Source organism: Arenibacter arenosicollis, from assembly GCF_014397245.1.
Taxonomy (GTDB): Bacteria; Bacteroidota; Bacteroidia; order Flavobacteriales; family Flavobacteriaceae; genus Arenibacter; species Arenibacter arenosicollis.
Window position 1 is genome coordinate 59,555 of record NZ_JACLHY010000024.1, and the last position, 17,529, is coordinate 77,083.

At 37.4% G+C, this 17,529-nt stretch carries 11 protein-coding genes and 1 pseudogene; 5 read left to right on the forward strand and 7 right to left on the reverse strand.

Translation table 11 applies throughout. The annotated features are described in order from the left end of the window. Positions 1–627 precede the first annotated feature (627 nt). The gene (locus H4O18_RS18225) at positions 628–1,227 is read right to left on the reverse strand and encodes an RNA polymerase sigma factor (protein WP_187587296.1); all 600 of its coding nucleotides are present in this window, start codon (positions 1,225–1,227) and stop codon (positions 628–630) included. A 103-nt stretch (positions 1,228–1,330) separates the two neighbouring features. Between H4O18_RS18225 and H4O18_RS18230 the strand changes: the two genes are divergently transcribed. The 4 genes from H4O18_RS18230 to H4O18_RS18245 all read left to right on the forward strand — a co-directional run bounded on the left by H4O18_RS18230 (position 1,331) and on the right by H4O18_RS18245 (position 9,004). Then, positions 1,331–2,482 carry a FecR family protein gene (locus tag H4O18_RS18230; RefSeq protein WP_187587298.1) on the forward strand — a complete coding sequence of 384 codons (1,152 nt, stop codon included), beginning with the start codon at positions 1,331–1,333 and terminating at the stop codon, positions 2,480–2,482. 142 nt (positions 2,483–2,624) lie between these two features. Then, positions 2,625–6,059: a SusC/RagA family TonB-linked outer membrane protein gene (locus tag H4O18_RS18235; RefSeq protein WP_222942465.1), complete on the forward strand. Its 3,435-nt coding sequence runs from the start codon at positions 2,625–2,627 to the stop codon at positions 6,057–6,059. Positions 6,060–6,070: 11 nt separating this feature from the next. Then, positions 6,071–7,585 (forward strand): RagB/SusD family nutrient uptake outer membrane protein, encoded by a 1,515-nt coding sequence (locus H4O18_RS18240; protein ID WP_187587300.1) that lies wholly within the window; start codon positions 6,071–6,073, stop codon positions 7,583–7,585. A gap of 21 nt (positions 7,586–7,606) precedes the next feature. Next, complete coding sequence (locus tag H4O18_RS18245; RefSeq protein WP_187587302.1) at positions 7,607–9,004, forward strand: sulfatase family protein; 1,398 nt, start codon at positions 7,607–7,609, stop codon at positions 9,002–9,004. Positions 9,005–9,580: 576 nt separating this feature from the next. Here H4O18_RS18245 and H4O18_RS18250 read toward each other — a convergent pair. From H4O18_RS18250 to H4O18_RS18275, 6 genes are all read right to left on the reverse strand, one after another. Then, entirely contained in the window at positions 9,581–11,836 is a 2,256-nt protein-coding gene (locus H4O18_RS18250; RefSeq protein ID WP_222942466.1) for a carbohydrate binding family 9 domain-containing protein, read from the reverse strand. Between the two features lie 324 nt (positions 11,837–12,160). Continuing rightward, positions 12,161–12,538 carry a PH domain-containing protein gene (locus tag H4O18_RS18255; protein ID WP_187587304.1) on the reverse strand — a complete coding sequence of 126 codons (378 nt, stop codon included), beginning with the start codon at positions 12,536–12,538 and terminating at the stop codon, positions 12,161–12,163. Positions 12,539–12,592: 54 nt separating this feature from the next. Further along, complete coding sequence (gene ypfJ, locus H4O18_RS18260) at positions 12,593–13,492, reverse strand: KPN_02809 family neutral zinc metallopeptidase (RefSeq protein ID WP_187587306.1); 900 nt, start codon at positions 13,490–13,492, stop codon at positions 12,593–12,595. 512 nt (positions 13,493–14,004) lie between these two features. After that, on the reverse strand, positions 14,005–14,517 hold the full coding sequence (locus tag H4O18_RS18265) for a YfcE family phosphodiesterase (RefSeq protein ID WP_187587308.1): 513 nt from the start codon (positions 14,515–14,517) through the stop codon (positions 14,005–14,007). 511 nt (positions 14,518–15,028) lie between these two features. Beyond that, positions 15,029–15,760 (reverse strand): methanethiol S-methyltransferase, encoded by a 732-nt coding sequence (gene mddA, locus H4O18_RS18270; protein ID WP_187587310.1) that lies wholly within the window; start codon positions 15,758–15,760, stop codon positions 15,029–15,031. 107 nt (positions 15,761–15,867) lie between these two features. Continuing rightward, the gene (locus H4O18_RS18275; RefSeq protein WP_187587312.1) at positions 15,868–17,055 is read right to left on the reverse strand and encodes an alpha/beta fold hydrolase; all 1,188 of its coding nucleotides are present in this window, start codon (positions 17,053–17,055) and stop codon (positions 15,868–15,870) included. Positions 17,056–17,350: 295 nt separating this feature from the next. On the opposite strand from H4O18_RS18275, the pseudogene H4O18_RS22610 reads away from it, so the two are divergent. Continuing rightward, positions 17,351–17,529 (forward strand): annotated as a pseudogene (locus tag H4O18_RS22610) (IS1182 family transposase); the annotation flags it as partial.

Sequence of the window (17,529 nt, forward strand, 5' to 3'; positions counted from 1 at the left end):
TTTAAGGAAGGTTGGCAATAATCAATCTTGGCCAGATAAAACCTGATGGATACATAGCATTAAAGGCTGGATTAATTGCAAGATTATTTCCTCTCAAAAAAATAAGCTAGTTAAGTTGAAAGGGGAACAATGGGAAACTGTTGTTCCTTTTTTTTGTTATTCCCCGATACAGAAATATGAAAAGCCTATGTTTATTGGGTTGGTCGTAAATTGAGGTACAAAAAGTCGCGGAAAGTACACGGAAATTAGCATTGGGTTAAAAAAGTGCATTTGCACCAGGGCGTACTTAAAGCCCTCCTGTAATTTCCCCACTAATATATAATTTTCCTTTGAAAGCAATAGAAAATAATGCAATGAGCCGATTACTAGATCTAATCGGCTCATTTTTTAATAATATATGAGCCATTTAAAATAAAAATTAAAGCATGTCCAGTCATTTTGGCAAAAAAAATATAGGTCTATCGCCAAAAGTTCCAAAGCTACGGCCACCAGAGATTTGCAGGATATGGTTGAAAAACAATGCTTACATCCTGTAGGTGCTGGACGGGGTGTACATTATGATTTGAATTTAATATTTTGAAAAGAGGTTTACTTGCCGATGTATAAGTAAAAAATTGTGATAGTTGGTTATTTTGCCAATCCTTTAATTTCGCTGCCGAAGACAAGAAACATTATCATCTCATATTTCTTTCCTAACTTTTCCCTTAAGATGGCAAAGGCTTTAGTTATTTGATTCTCAACAGTCTTACGCGATATTTCCAAGTATTCAGCGATTTCAATGTTGTCCAATCCTTCTTTTTTGCTCAAAAGAAAAATTTGTTGGCATTTTGGGGGTAGTTCATTTATAGCGCCCATCACGATTGCCATTATTTTCTCCATGCCTTCCGATTCTGGTTCCATTTCAAATTGCAAAAGGGTGTCCATGTATAATTTTTCCAGGGCGATTAAAGATTTAGTACTTCTATATTGATCTATGAACTCATTGTGGACAGCACGGTACATAAATCCCTTTAAAGAAAGATTGTTTCTCAACGTTTCCCTTTTTTCCCAAGTTTTTATAAATACATTTTGGACAATATCCTGTGACTTTACCGAATCGTTCACCAAACTATTGGCATAAACACATAACCTGTGATTATAGGTTTCTACTAAAAAGGAAAAGGCCTTTTCATTGCCTTTTTCTAGTTGATCAATCAGAATCGAATTGATACTAAAATCCCACATCATTTTTCGGCATTTTATAAAGATTTATTCAAATATGTGAATTTTTTTTGTAAAAAAGTAGGGGAATGATAAAATGGTTCCGTATTGATTATAGATTTAGCAAGGTATGAAGTCAAATCGTAGTGATAGCCTAATAGTGAAATATCTGAATCATTCTATTAATAATGATGAATTGGATGAATTGATCTCTTGGTTGGAACAGCCTGGGAATAGGGATGTTTTTAAAGAATATTCAAAAATTAATTATTCAATAGATTACAAATTGAGCATTTATAATACGGAAGAAGTAAAAAATAGTTTACTGGATAAAATCCAAAAGGATAAAAGACGATATAATCGTAAACGCGTTTTTAGGTTTGCTAAATACGCTGCTATATTGGTAATAGCAGTAGGAGTTATATTGATATACCAAAAAGAAAATTCAATTCCTGCTAGTGCTTTGCCTTCCCAGAATGATCAAACAATTACATTGGAATTGGAGAATGGCCGATCTGTAATATTAAAGGAAGAAGTTACTCAAGATATTGTTTCAGATAAAGGCGAAATAATAGGGAAACAAAATGAACAGGGTATACAATATGAAGATACTGAACTTTCCGAATTGGTGTACAATACATTAAAAGTTCCTTATGGTAGAAAGTTTCAAGTGACCTTATCTGACGGAACTAAAGTGTTTTTAAACGCTGGTTCGAGTATTAAGTTCCCAGTCAAATTTATTCCAGATATGGACAGGACTGTTTTTCTATCTGGTGAGGCTTTTTTTGATGTGACAAAGAATAGGGACCCATTTATTGTGAATGCCGATAATATTGAGGTGAGGGTATTGGGAACCCAGTTTAATGTATCGGCCTATCCAGAAGACCCGTCCATGAATACAGTATTGGTGGAAGGATCAGTTCACGTTCTAGGTAGTGGTCCTGAAAATGGAACTTCAGTTCTTCTAAAACCTGAACACGAAGCCATTTGGAACAAGGTTGAAAAGCAAATGGTGGTTCAAAAAGCCGATGTTTCATCCACAATGGCTTGGATGAACGGTCAATTGGTATTTCGGGAAATCGCTTTTAAGGATATTATTAAAAAATTGGAAAGAAGCTACAACTGTACTATCATAAATAATAATGAGATGCTGAATAATGAAGTTTTCACGGCAACTTTTAATATGGAGATTGAAAATATAAAACAGGTAATGAGCTATATCTCCAAAAACACCCCTTATAACTATACCATAAGCAAAAACAGAGTCATCACTATAAACTAAAAACAATCGCCTATGAAGTAACCAATAATACTAAAATGAATATTGATTTATCACATAAAACGGGGAATGTCCGACCATCCCCCGAATTGAGATAATGTGATTTAACGTCTACAATTGTTAAACCGATTAACCAAACAAAAATATGAAAAATATCCGTTTTAAGGGATGGCCCATGGCTATTCCTTTCAAAATGACCCTCAAAATGAAACTGACGACCATATTACTTATAGTTTCACTTTTTAAAATTCAAGCAAATTCCTATTCCCAAAATACCAAGATTTCACTTAATCACGATCAAATAAGTATTGGTGATGTATTCAAGGAAATAGAGCATAAAAGTGAATTTAGATTCTTATACAAGAACAGAGAAGTTGATATTAATTCCAAGGTTTCCATCCATGTCTCTAAGGGAAATATTTATGATATTCTGAATAGAATTTTCAAAGATTTACCTGTTAAATATGAAGTGCTGGACAATAGACAAATCGTGCTTACTAAGCAATTTCAGGAAATAATTAAATCCGATGAGAGCGTTCCCATTGGAAACCTTATACAGCAGACAACTGTAAAGGGAAACATAGTAGATAGCAACGGAACTCCTCTCCCAGGTGCCAATGTGGTGGAAAAAGGAACGACTAATGGTGTTACTGCAGATTTTGATGGCAATTTCGCCATTGATTTAGCAGAAAAGAATGCTGTATTAGTTGTATCCTATATTGGCTTTGCAACCAAGGAGGTGGAGGTAAATGGACAGACCAATCTAAGTATAATTTTGGAGGAAAGCTCAGCAGGACTTGATGAGGTAGTGGTAGTAGGTTTTGGAACCCAAAAGAAATTGAACCTAACAGGAGCAGTTTCAAGTATTGACAGTGAGGATTTGGAGAATAGACCTATTACTAGTGCTAGTCAGGCACTTCAGGGAATGCAGGGTGTTTATATAAATCAAGTTGGAGGTCAACCAGGAAACGATGCTGCAACAATAAGAGTTAGAGGTGTTGGCACATTAAACGACAATAATCCATTGATTTTGGTAAATGGTATAGAATTCTCCATCAATGATTTAAATCCAAATGATATAGAAAGTATAACCGTTTTAAAAGATGCGGCTTCTGCTGCGATATATGGTTCACGGGCTGCCAATGGAGTGGTATTGGTTACTACAAAAAAAGGGTCCCAAAAATCGGAAATATCCTATAGTACTTCAGTAGGCATCCAGGAGGTTATTTCGCTGCCAAGAGTTATAAAAGATCCTATTAAATGGATGGAATTGTATTCCCAAGCTCAATTAAATTTTGGCACCAGTGAAAGCGCATTGGTTTTCCCTCAAAGCTTAATAGATGAATATAGGACTGGTATGCAGACAGACCCATACACATATCCCAATAATGATTGGTATGATATAATGTTTGATCCAGCATTTATACAAGAACATAATTTGAGATTTACTGGCGGGAGTGATAAAACTTCCTTTTCTCTTTCGTTGGGTCTACTTGATCAAAATGGGGTACTAAGGAGTACAGATTCGGAAAGGTATACAGCTAATTTGAACATTAATTCGATTATGAACAAAAATGTTACAATTGGGGGTACTTTCAATTTTTCATATAAAAATATGAACGAACCTGTAGTCGGGATATCAGAAGCAATGCAAATGATTTTTAAGGCGCAATCCTACCACCCAACCAAATTGGAGGATGGAAATTATGGAATGAATTTCTTTGATATTCCAGGCCATAGAAGATTTAGAAATCCATTAGCATTAACGGACGAAGGTGATAGCGATATAAGGGGTCTAAAATTGTTTCTAAATACGTTTGCAGAAATTAAACTGCCTCTTGATATAGTTTATAAAATTAATATGGGTTTCACTAGTGACGCACAGAGAAGAAAAATTTTTACCCCACAAATCGTATTGTACGATGCAAAAACAAAACAGCCTACGCAAATTCAGGCTGGAGGAAATCCTTTTGTAACCTTCCAGGGGCAAGAAAGAGGAGTTGATCAGCGGGACGATGAATCACATAACTGGACCATATTTAATACCTTAAATTGGAACAAATCTTTCAATAATGAAACTGATTTATCCATTTTGTTGGGCAATAGTTATGAGAAATTCGATCGAAGTTATTTTACCGCCAGTAATGAAGGGTACCTTAGCAATAATTTATACGAGCTGAACGCAGGCAGCACCAATCCAGTTGTGTCGGGTACATCAACGGAATCTAGTTTGATATCTTACTTTGGACGTGCCAATTATGTATGGGGTAATAAGTACTTATTCGAGGCGAATTTTCGCTATGATGGTTCATCTAGGTTCGCCGAAGGTAACAAATGGGGATTCTTTCCATCAGTTTCAGCAGGATGGCGATTGAACGAAGAAGATTTTCTTAAAGATGTTGAATGGCTGGGCCAGTTGAAAGTGAGGACTTCATGGGGGCAATTAGGGAATGAAAGAATAGGTTTATTTCGTTATTTGGATTTAATAGCACCAGGGCAAGATTATATTTTTGGGGGCAGTATAAATCCCGGCACGGCAGTTCTTGTGGATAATGATGATGAAATTTCATGGGAGACTACAACAATTTCCAATTTCGGTCTCGATGCCACTTTTTTAGGTGGAAAACTATCAACGAGTATTGAGTACTTCGATAAAACAACAGAGGATGTATTGAGACCTGTAGGTATTCCTTCACAAGTAGGTTCCCTTGGAGGCCCAATTAGAAATATTGGTACCATCGAAAACAAAGGTGTGGAATTTGCATTGGGGCATCGTAACGTTCTAGGTGATTTTAGTTATGATGTTTCTGGTAATATTACCTATATAACCAACAAGGTTGTGAATTTAAATGGAGAGATAATACTCGATGATTTTTCATCAGATGGCAGAGGTCCATTTAATATCACCGAGGAAGGAAAGCCAATTAATCAATTTTACCTTTATCAGGCCGATGGCTTGTTTCAATCACAGGAAGAAATTGATTCCCATGCTTCCCAGGGTGCCGATACTCAACCAGGATATATCCGTTTTAAGGATTTGGACAATAATGGCGTTATAGACCAGAACGACAGAATGGCGGATGGTAATACCATACCAAAATACACCTATTCATTTAATATCAAATTGGCTTATAAAAACCTTTCTCTGAATACATTTTGGCAGGGAGTTGGGGATGTGCAAACATATAATAAGCATGTGTCGGGAGTACCTTTTTGGTTCGGGACATCGTTGCCTGAGGGATATGCCAACGATTCTTGGACACCAGACAATCGGGATGCAAGTTTTCCAATTATTACAAGATATCAAGACACCCAAAACACACTTTATAGGGATAGTGATTATTGGCTTCTTGATGCTTCTTACCTCCGGCTAAAAAATATTCAATTGACATATGATTTTAAGCCAGAATTACTAAATAAAATTGGACTAAACAGGTTATCAATTTTCTGTAATGCACAGAACCTTCTTACGTTTACATCGTTAAAAGATTTTGATCCTGAAACTGAGTTGTTAGGCAATGATTTCTTCAATTATCCATCTACGAAGATTTACACCCTTGGTTTCAACTTATCATTTTAAATATAAAAATCATGAAAAAAATCATATATATATCCATTATATTTTGTGGGCTCATAGTATCATCTAGTTGCTCTAAAGATCAACTGAACTTGGAACCAGCAGACCAGAGTAATGTAGAAACTTTTTGGAGTTCAGAAGTAAATGCCGCGTCAGCTCTTACAGGCTGTTATGAACCTTTGCTGGGTCCTTATAGGGGAGAAGGTTCATGGTTGTTGAAACTTGAGGACATAACTCCTAATTCATTTGAGATTGATGACGGTAGTGGGGCCTCCTCAATTGCTAGGGGCGATAATAATCCTACACTTCCTTTAATAAACTCTCGTTATAGTATTACTTATGAGGGTATTGGAAGAACAAATACTTTATTGGCTAATATAGATTTAGTGCCAATGGACGAGGCATTGAAAAAGCGTTTTAAAGCTGAGGCTCGATTCTTAAGGGCTTTTTATTACCATAATTTAATAGAATACTACGGCGGAGTACCTTTGATATTGGACCCTCCCAACAATAACACTCAAGGGCAACTACCCCGTAATACAAAGGCAGAGGTTTTGGAAGTAATCTATACTGACCTGGATGCAGCTGCTGCTGATCTACCTATTTCTTATTCTAGTACTGATAAAGGTCGTATCACTAAAGGTGCAGCTTTAGCCTTAAAGGCTAGAACCGCACTATATAATGAGAACTGGACTGAAGCACTCTTGGCCGCCCAGGCCACAATAGATTTGGATATCTACGCTCTTTTCCCTGATTATCGTGGACTATTTCTTCTAGAAAATGAGGGTAATTCTGAAGTAATTTTCGATATTCAGTTCCAATTTCCGGAAGTAACGAATAACTACCATGAATTGTTCCAACAAGGAAATGTGTTCAAGGATTTATACGATGCTTATTTGATGACCGATGGAGAGCCAATTACCACTTCAACCTTGTTTGATCCGGGAAATCCAAATGCCAATAGAGACCCGCGTCTATCACAGACATTGATCACAATAGGTTCAATGTTCAATGGCGAATTAGTGACTGGGGATGAATTATTTGCTGACCTCACCGGGTTTGCTTTTAAAAAGTACACTTATTTTGTTGATGATGTAAAAAGGACTCCACCGCAGCCCAATCAATCTGAAATAAATCCTATTGTTATTCGATATGCCGAAATATTACTAACCATTTCAGAAGCAGAAAACGAATTAAATGGACCTACTGAAAGAGCTTATGAGGCTATTAACATGGTTAGGAACCGGATATCAGTAGATATGCCAGATGTTACCCCAGGTCTAAGCAAGGAAGAATTTCGAAATGTTCTCCGCTTGGAAAGAAGGATTGAATTTGCGGGTGAAGGTCTATATTATAAAGATATTATCAGGTGGAGGACAGCTGAAACCGTTATGAATGCAGACGGTTTGGATAAAGATGGCAACGTTATCGAGAAACGAAGTTTCAATGCAACAAGAGATTACTTGTGGCCATTGCCGGATAGGGATATTTTGTTAAACTCAAACTTGGAACAAAATCCAGGATATTGAATTAATCAAAAAAAAAATCGAATGAGAATATTTAAAAAATTATTGCATGTTGGTTTGGGAATTTTATTCTTTTCTCTATCCTTAACCGTCTTAGCCCAGACCACTGATAAGGGCAAACCTAATGTCATTGTAATTATGACAGATGACCAAGGTTCCATAGATCTTAATTCTTACGGGGCAACTGACCTATATACGCCTAATATGGATAGGTTGGCAAAAGAGGGGGTAAAGTTTACACAGTTCTATGCAGGAGCTCCCGTTTGTTCCCCGTCCCGTGCAGCACTTATGACGGGAAAGACCAATTTGCGGGCTGGTTTGGCAGGAAATGTCCCAATACCTGAACGCGCCGAAAAGAGCGGGGAACACGGACTTCCAACCGATCAGATTACCATGGCGGAGATGCTTAAGCCCAATGGCTATTATACCGCCTTGATCGGTAAATGGCATTTGGGTCATCGAGAGCAGAATTTGCCCAACGGACAGGGGTTCGATTATTTTTTTGGGCATCAGCGCGGTTGCATTGATAATTATTCACATACCTTTTATTGGGATGGTCCAAATAAGCACGATCTGTATAGAAATTCAGAGGAAGTTTATTATGATGGGGAACATTTTACGGATTTAATGGCAGAAGAGGTAAAGCAGGTGATCAATCACAGAAGGAACGAGCCATTTTTTATTTATTGGGCGTTCAATGCTCCACATTATCCCTATCAAGGAACTACCAAGTGGTTGGACTATTACAAGGACCTTCCAACACCCAGAAAGGAATATGCCGCTTTTGTATCCAATACGGATGAAAAAATCGGAAAAGTTCTTGACTATCTGGACGAGACGGGACTAGCAGAGAACACCATAGTTATTTTTCAATCGGACCATGGACATTCTTTGGAGGAACGTGCTTTTTGGGGTGGTGGAAATGCTGGACCGTATCGAGGTAGTAAATTCAGTTTATTCGAAGGTGGAATCCGTGTACCGGCCATTATTCGTTATCCTAGGGTAATTCCTGCCAATCAGGTTCGTGATCAAGTTGTTATGGAGATGGATTGGTTTAGTACTATTGGGGAATTGACCAATTCAGAAGTGGCCGATAATCTAGATGGAAAAAGCCTTATGCCCGTTATTTTGGATGACACAAAGGAATCCCCTCATGAGGTGGTATATTGGCAGTTGGGCAATTATGATGATACCAATGCACAATGGGCAGTCCGAAAGGGTCCATGGAAGCTTATTGGCAATGTAAATGAACCCTCTGGACAAGGAGAAAAAAATGAATTGGAGAAATTGTTCCTGGTCAATTTGGATAATGATATCAGCGAAAAAAACAATTTGGCGAAATCCAATCCAAAAAAAATGAACGAACTTTTACAGTTGCACAATTCTTGGTTAAAATCGGTTCGTACAGAAATGAAGCAGTAACTAATTTTATTATTCGGTTTTGCTAGTAATACAATAATTTGAGTTGTTAGTTTAGTTGCAAAAGGAACAATGGGAAACCATTGTTCTTTTTTGTTCTCGAAAGTTGGAGTATAACTTTGAAATGTCAACCACAGGCAACCACATTGCAACCACATTAGAAGCATAATTTAATAAAAGTTAATGTATTTATAATCAGCTATTTAGTAAGTTTTGCTTGCATCGACATCGTAAAATAACCACCCACACCCACCATTTTTAACCATAGGTTAACCACAGGCTAACCATGTCTAAATTATTATATTAACCCTAGGATAGCCAAAGAATAACCAATGGAAAATTGTATACAGATTATTAACCTCCACTTAGGTGTAAATGGAGATAAAAATAGATGCCGAAAGTATATTGGCAATTGGCTGTAAAAATGCAATTGCGACTGGATTATCTTTAAACCCCGCCATTAGTTTCTGAACCAAAAATAATAAACAATAACATTTTGTATTTTTTCCAAGTTTTTACCTGAGAATGGTGAAGGCCTTAGTTAATTGATTCCCCACGGTCTTGACGACTATTACCTACCTAAAAACGATAGGTGTAAACCGCCTTCATCGCGGCTCCCTGTTGTGTTGTAAAAAGTCTTCTATTCAATGTTGGGTCGTTTAGCCAATTGTGGTTATACACAAAAAAAATGTCGGTACCAGGGGTAATTATCCATCTAAAACGGGTGTTGGTCCCTAGAACATCGCTTATATCATCAAATTGAATGTTAGACGAAAGTGAAATATCGGGCGTAAAATCAAGGCCAAGATCTATCTGGAATAAATTAGTACTAAATCCACTGTTTTCAGCATTTACTTGGGTATGCGTGTACCCACTGCTTAGATTAATACCAAGTGCTGGGCGAATGGTTAGACCCATAACCAGACTTGTAATATTTCCGGTCCAAAATCCTCCGGCTTCATAACCAATCGATCCAGATACCTTACGAAAGGAGGCAGAAGATGCCTGCAATTCGTAACCCCAATTCACATATTTCCCTGGAGCTACAATAACTGTACTGTCCCCAAGTATATCAAATTCTTCATTAAGAAATTCAAAGTTCCTAGAGACTTCAACACCTAAATTATCACCAGATTCAAAACGGATGGTTCCCAAGTTAAACCGAAGATTTTCGGTAAGAAGTTTATTTTCCAATGAAGTGAGATACTCATAGTAAATGCCCCATTCTATTTCTCTTATAAAGGAGCTTTTTGCAAATAGCGGAGCATAATTAATTGCCGGTTGCAACCTTTTAAAACCGTTACGTTGGTTAAACCCGATCGCTGGATCATATTCATCTCCAAATTCCCTGTACGAAACCCAAGCAGACCAGGGTTGATTGGGGAAATTAAAACGAAACCCGCGGACTGATCTATCAGAAATGGAGGTAGAATTATCAAAGGGTGAAGCGGGGTTGTGCGCAACAAAAAAAGCTGAGAATTGTAGGGTATTATCTCCTAGAAATTCTGAAGTACTTATGTTTAGATCGGTACCCCATGTTTTTCTATCTTGAATTGGGTTACCAAATAATATATCGTCTTCGGTGCTTCTATGGGTATATATTAGGCCGATAGAACTCTCCTTCCAGAAATTTCTTGTATATCTGGCCACTGAAAAATTTTCTGGATTCAGCTCTCCTTCGCTTCCTGTACGTACGTGTAATAGCGCAATGTTGCTCTTACCTATATTTCCTATAAGACGACCTCCATACTTAATAGGGATAGGTATCCCGTTCACCAGTCCGATTCTGCGACTAAAATAAGGGTCTACATTACTTGACGGTGCAAATTGCAAAATTGACGACCCCTCTAGGAAAAAATCTCTTTTCTCTGGGAAACGCAACGGAAAACGAGTAAGATTTATTTGTCGATTGTCCACCTCGGTCTGGGCAAAATCAGTATTGTAGGTAATAGAAGCTTTCAATTGGGATGTAATATTGTAATTAATATCAAACCCAAGGTCGGCAGAAGAAGTACTGCTGTACTCGTCCTTCTCGCCATCATATTCTTTGCTGTACTGGGTAATGCCATAAGGGACAATTTCTAAACCTAATCCCTGCGAATGACCAATAAGCCCCGTAAGAATACCGGCATTCTGCGGTCGTAACAATCCCTGATTTCGGCGATGACCTGTCCATAATTGTTCTTCGTTTTTACGGCGTATGGTCCTTTGAAAATTAATTCCCCAAACATCGCTTTTTGGATCAAAGTTTATGCTGCGAAAGGGGATTTTGATTTCGGCAGACCAACCAAAATCGCCTATATAGGTCCATGCATTCCAAATACCATCCCAGTCTTTGTTCAACGTTTGACCTTGGCCTGAAGAAATGAGACCATCTCCCCGTAATCCCAGGGGATTTATTTCGAAAAAATAAGCACTTCGATTGTCCATAAATGTATCAAAAATCCATCTAAAACGGTCATCTGTCTCTAGGGGTGCGTCCCTTTTCTTTTGAAAAGTCTTTATATCTGACGGACTACTATCATAACAAACCACTGCGATATAAATATTTTGGCTATCGAAGGCAATTCGTACTTCAGTTTGCTCTGTTGGTTCAGCCCCTTCTTTTGGTTCTTGCATTAAGAAATTGCCATTGCCCGGAATAGTAGTCCAAAATTCTTCATCCACAATCCCGTCCATACGAAGCTCTATGCCATTAAGTGAATACCCAATTATTTCTTTGACATCATTATTATTATCCATGTCCTGACCAAATCCTAGAACAGGTATAAGGTATACCGGTATCTGATAAATGGCCTTTATAAGTATTTTCGTAAAATGATTCTGGAAATTCATGTGTTTTGCATCACATTTATTTTATCTATAATGTCCGTCCTTATTTTCATTATGAATCCATTTTCCTTTCATGTCCGAAAGAATCATAATGATTGAGCCTTTGTGGGTATATCTCCTAAAAGTACATAGTGCCTTAGTTTGATCATTCCCAACTTGTGTGACTATTGCATAAGTTAGTAAAAAATTCGGTCACGGCCATTATCAGGGGGAGGAGGTCACTTTAATGAAGATTCTAGAAAAAAACAGTTCTAATCAAGGGCAGATTAAAATCATCGATGATAAACCACTAACCAGATATTGTATTTAAACTTGTAAAGAAAAAGGTTACATTACCTTTTTGGCCAAATATTTTTGGACTTCGTATACGTCTATGCTTTTGTTGAATTTCTTACTTACACTGGGTGTGTCCTCACTGGAAATCCAAATCTTTAGCTCTGCGTCCAAATCAAAGGTTCCTGATGTTTCCAGGGAGAAGCGGGAGATGTTTTTATATGGCAAAGATTTGTACTCTATTTTGCTTCCCGTAAGGCCTTGGATATCCACTAAAATCAACCTTTTATTAGTGAACATAAATACATCCCTGAACAAGGTAAATCCTAGTTCGATTTGTTCATTGTCTATAAGTAATCTAGCATACTTTTGATTAAGTTTTTCTGATGATACCTCACTCGCGTTTCCTAATATTTTATTTAATAGACCCATATACTATTCTCCAAATCCAGATTTATTGAGTTATCTAGTGACTTACTGCTATAATCAAAGTGATTTTGCATTAAAAGTGTCTCCTTGCGAAATATCCCCTGTCTCAAACCCCTTTTTAAACCATCTAATTCGCTGTTCCGATGTGCCGTGCGTAAATGAGTCAGGTACTACCTTTCCCGTTGATTGACGCTGTAACCTATCATCGCCGATTGCATTGGCGGCATTAAGGGCCTCCTCTAGATCACCTTCCTCCATCATTTGTGTCATTCGTTGAGAACGGTTGGCCCAAACACCAGCTAAAAAATCTGCTTGTAATTCTAATCGCACCGAAACCTTATTGAATTCGGTCTCGCTTAATTGACCCCTCCGACGATTAACCTTGTCCATTGTACCCATTAGTTTTTGAACATGATGACCTACCTCATGGGCTATGACATAGGCTTGTGCAAAGTCACCCGGAGCATTCATTTGGCGTTCCATATCCTTAAAAAAACTTAGATCCAGATATAATTTTTGATCACCAGGGCAATAGAAAGGACCAGTGGCACTTGACGCAGAACCGCAAGCAGATGTAACGTAACCAGAAAAAAGCACTAATGTTGGTTCTTGGTAATTATCTAAAATTTTATTCCATACATCTTCGGTGCTGGCCAAAATAGTAGCACTGAATTCCGCCTGCAGATTTTCCTCTTCAGTACCTTGATAGGATTCTGTAGTCGCCGGCTGACTGTTCCCCCCTAGAAAGATATTACCAAGGAAACTTATTGGGTTATTACCGGTTATAAAAGAAAATACAATTAATACTCCAACTATAATTAAGCCGGTTTTTGAAAATAGAAGTTTAATTAATGGCCCTAGTAACATAGGATTAAAGCCACCTATTCCTCTGCTTGAACCAGATGCACCTCTTTTATCTTCTACATTTGAACTTTGACGCCTACCTTTCCATTTCATATTGAATATTATTACAATAAATTCTCTAACAAGCTACCTCCCCGATGTATTGAGATTTTTCAAAATCAAATCGCAGCGAAATAAAGTTACAAAATAAGTGAATTGATAGTTGCTCAAATGATAATATAACTAACTCATTAATTTAAAAGATCATCTTAAGTAAATAGTATTTCACCCTGTGGTGTTTTACGGTTCACCCTATGGTGCATGATGTATGGTTAATAATGGTGTTTTTATTCTCCCATGGGTGTTTTTGCAGGGTTAACTATGGTGTTTTATTTCACCCTGTGGTGTATTATGGTACACCCTATGGTGTTATTTCGGGGTTATCCATGGCGTTTTACGCGGCACCCTACGATGATGGTGTGGTGAATTATTATGGTTTAACTTGAGGATTTATTTTTAGATTGCTTTAAAGGGTCCAATTCCTCAGCTTTTTTATAGGCCTATTCTCACTATGTGCTAATTTTAAAATTTTTATTTCAAAAATTCATTAATAATGGCTGCTCCGTTTAGATCTGATAAACTTCCGCTTTGAGGAGGGCGGTATCCAATATCAAATAAGTTGCGGGGATGTCCTTTAGCTCTCCTCCATTATAGCCCATGATTGCCCCTGGATTGATTAGTAGGGTGTCACCGACCATTTCATCATTTACTGCAATGTGATTATGTCCGTAGCAAACGATGTCGAACCCTCCATTTTCTGCAATTTCCCTAGCCTTATCCGGGTAGTGATTCATGGCCAATTCACGCCCACCTAATAGACTTCTAAAATATTCTCCATGAATGTGGATATTCGAATATTTCTTTGAGTTCCTGATGATTGTTGCAACATCCCCATCGTTATTGCCAAATACCATATGGATTGGTCTGGAATACGCCCGCCCCAATAAGTGTATGACGAATGGCGCACAAAGGTCACCACAAAACAGCATTGCTTCTGTAGCCTGTAGCTCTGGCATGGCTAAGGCTTTTTGAAGGTTCCAGATGTTGTCGTGGATATCGGAAATTACGGCGATTATCATAAACGGTATCTATTAGTTTCTTAAATGCGCTGATAACAGCAACTCTGCTTTTAATCTATTGTTTATTTGAACTTTCAATTGTGATTTGGTTTGGCGACAAAGTATCCTGTCGCATCCTTTTTTGAACTTATATAAAGATAGTGATATTGAATTATACATTGTCCTATTTTTAGGGAAGCCTACAAAAAGGGGTGGCCTACAGCCCGGCTTATTGTAACTTATAATCATACAGATGCCGGTGACGTTCTAAATCTAGGGTCGATCACACATAGGATGCGGAGCAAGTTATATATGGTGTTGAAGTATTGACAACCAAGCCGACGTCCGAATAGGATTGCCATCAATTTAACACCCCAAAATCAACCTTATGGACTGATAAAAAATAAATATTAACTTTTAGGAACTGGACTAGTGCTTTTCATAGGAAACCGTGTTGTGGCACGTTTTCTTTAACAAAAATAGTTGTTGGTTGTTGCAACTACTCATTTAATGTCCCGATTACTATGTTGAATTATTTTTTTGCAAAGGGAATTATCATAGGAACTTCTTTTTGGTATGTTTCATATTCTTCTCCAATGATTTTGCGAAGATCTCTTTCTTCTAAAAACTTTACAGCTACAAAAATATAAAGCGTGGTAACAATACTAAACAATAAATGTCCCAAGGTCATAACTGGTGTCGCCCAAAAAGCAATTAAAAACCCTAACATGATAGGATGTCTAACCAATTTATAAAAATAATTTGTTTGAAATTTCGGATTAGCAGTCTGCCTGTTTTTTAGATTATTATAGATTTGGGCAAGACCGAAAAGCTCGAAATGATTGATCATAAACGTAGAAAGCAATACGATAAGCCAACCAAGAAAAAATAGGCCTGTTAGAATACTAGAAGGAACGGTGTTTTCCGTTTGCCAAACGAGCGTGGTGATAGGTTGCCATTGCCAATACACTAATAATAATGCCAAACTTGAGAGTAAAACATAAGTACTACGTTCCATGGCCTTACTAAATATGGAGGTGAACCATGCTTTAAATTTTGGTCTCGCCATAATACTATGTTGCAACGCAAACACACTTAAAAGAATGATATTGGTTAGAACAGCTTTCAGCAAGGTTGGCTCAACACCAGAGTCTATTGTTTTTGGAACCAATAAATTACCTACAAAGCCTATGGCATATAAAAATGCAACGAGGAAAATACAATAAGCTACGATTCCATAGATAAAGATGATTGACTTTTTCATGATTTGTGTTTTTGGTTATGACACAAAATTCTGCCGAAATATTTGATTTTGATGTCCTTAAAAATCCAATTAATGTGTTTTAAGGTTCAAATGGCTGATGAATAAACCTATGAAATATAGTTCGATTTGTATTGATTAGGTGTGAGCTTATACTTTTCTTTAAAGGATTGAATAAAATGAGAATTGTTTTTAAACCCACTCTCATAACATATTTGCTTGACATTTAAATCGCTTTCAATTAACAGTGTTTTTGCGTATTCCAGACGTTTAGACATGATCCATCTAGAAGGTGTTGTATGAAAGGTGCTTTTGAAATCTCTTTTAAATGCTGAAAGGCTTCTGCCGCATAATTTGGCGAATTCTTCAACTTTCAAATTATATAAAAAGTTTTCAGACATTACAACTTCTATAGGTACGCCTGTTTTACTACTTTTTTTCTTTGTGCTTTGAAACGCTGATTTGTTTGGACGACTACCGGTAACAAACTCTTCTATTTCTGCTAAAATAGGATAGGTATCGCCTGTCCAGAAAAGATGATCTTTACCCTTAAATTCCACTAGTTTGGAATTTGGTACACGCTCTGCGATGTAATAGCCTTCTTCAATTTTAATTTCTATATTGTTTGTTCTGAACAGTAGCAATACAGGTGTTTTAATTAATTTGAGACAATTCGTTACATCAATATGCGTATTCTGTTTTTGAAGATTTAAAGCGGCCTTCGGACTTGCTCCAGAACGCAAGTAACTTGCCAACCAGTCCATAAACCCACTATCGTGGGCAAGTGAGGGCACTAGGGATTTAAGCCCATCAAGATCGCCATGTGCCCAATTATCTTCTATCATTCGATAGGACATTTCACGTTCTTCATCTGTAGGCGCCCAAGGGTAATCTTTTGAGTAACGACGTTTAGCAAATATTTCAAAACCAATAACACCTAAAGTTCTTTCAGGAAAATGCAACGAAAATAATAGACTAACGGATCCACCTTCAGAATGACAAAATAAAAATGCCTTTTCAGACTTTGTAGCATCTAATACAGCATTGATATCGGCCATTCGTTCGTCCATAGTGGAATATTCGTCAGAACGATCTGAAAGTCCTGTACCTCTTTTATCGAAAATGATGAGTCTGGCGAATATTGAAAGTCGAGTCAAAAAAGCGGCAAGTCTTGGTTCAGTCCACATCATATCAATGTTTGATACCCAACCTGGAATGTATAAAATGTTTATGGGTTCTTCACCTATCACTTGATACGCAATATTAAAATCACCACTTTTTGTATAGTTAGTTTTCATAAAATTCTAAACGTTTGAGGATTTTAAGAATGTGCTACAACTGATGAGCTATGAACAGTAGGTGAGCAAGCTATCCTTTGCTTTCAGCCATGTACATAGCAAAAGCTTTACGTTTTAATTTATTTTTTATTCTCAGAGCAGAATCGGAAAGATTTTGCGTCCTTATAAATATACGCAAACCCTAGCATCTAATACCTACGTCCGTATTGTGCATAGGTGTTGTGCCTGTTGCACAAGTTAGCAAAAAAGTCGGTCATGATCATTGTGGATCGGCGGATCGATCGTAACTTTAGTTATGCAAGGAAAAAAGTATTATCAGGAAAAACTCTTCAACCGTTTCCAGCTCAGTGAACGGGTTCCGGAAACCAATTTTTATAGACGGTTGAAGGAGGCCCTAGATCTGGATTTTCTCTACCCCATGACCAAAGTGTACTACGGATCGAGTGGCCAGAAGAGCATCGACCCCATAGTCTT

Coding starts and splice junctions, on each gene's coding strand:
- H4O18_RS18245 (WP_187587302.1), top strand. CDS start 7,607: ATGAGAATATTTAAAAAATTATTGCATGTTGGTTTGGGAATTTTATTC.
- ypfJ (WP_187587306.1), bottom strand. CDS start 13,492: ATGAAATGGAAAGGTAGGCGTCAAAGTTCAAATGTAGAAGATAAAAGA.
- H4O18_RS18275 (WP_187587312.1), bottom strand. CDS start 17,055: ATGAAAACTAACTATACAAAAAGTGGTGATTTTAATATTGCGTATCAA.
- H4O18_RS18235 (WP_222942465.1), top strand. CDS start 2,625: ATGAAAAATATCCGTTTTAAGGGATGGCCCATGGCTATTCCTTTCAAA.
- H4O18_RS18250 (WP_222942466.1), bottom strand. CDS start 11,836: ATGAATTTCCAGAATCATTTTACGAAAATACTTATAAAGGCCATTTAT.
- H4O18_RS18265 (WP_187587308.1), bottom strand. CDS start 14,517: ATGATAATCGCCGTAATTTCCGATATCCACGACAACATCTGGAACCTT.
- H4O18_RS18225 (WP_187587296.1), bottom strand. CDS start 1,227: ATGATGTGGGATTTTAGTATCAATTCGATTCTGATTGATCAACTAGAA.
- H4O18_RS18230 (WP_187587298.1), top strand. CDS start 1,331: ATGAAGTCAAATCGTAGTGATAGCCTAATAGTGAAATATCTGAATCAT.
- H4O18_RS18240 (WP_187587300.1), top strand. CDS start 6,071: ATGAAAAAAATCATATATATATCCATTATATTTTGTGGGCTCATAGTA.
- H4O18_RS18255 (WP_187587304.1), bottom strand. CDS start 12,538: ATGGGTCTATTAAATAAAATATTAGGAAACGCGAGTGAGGTATCATCA.
- mddA (WP_187587310.1), bottom strand. CDS start 15,760: ATGAAAAAGTCAATCATCTTTATCTATGGAATCGTAGCTTATTGTATT.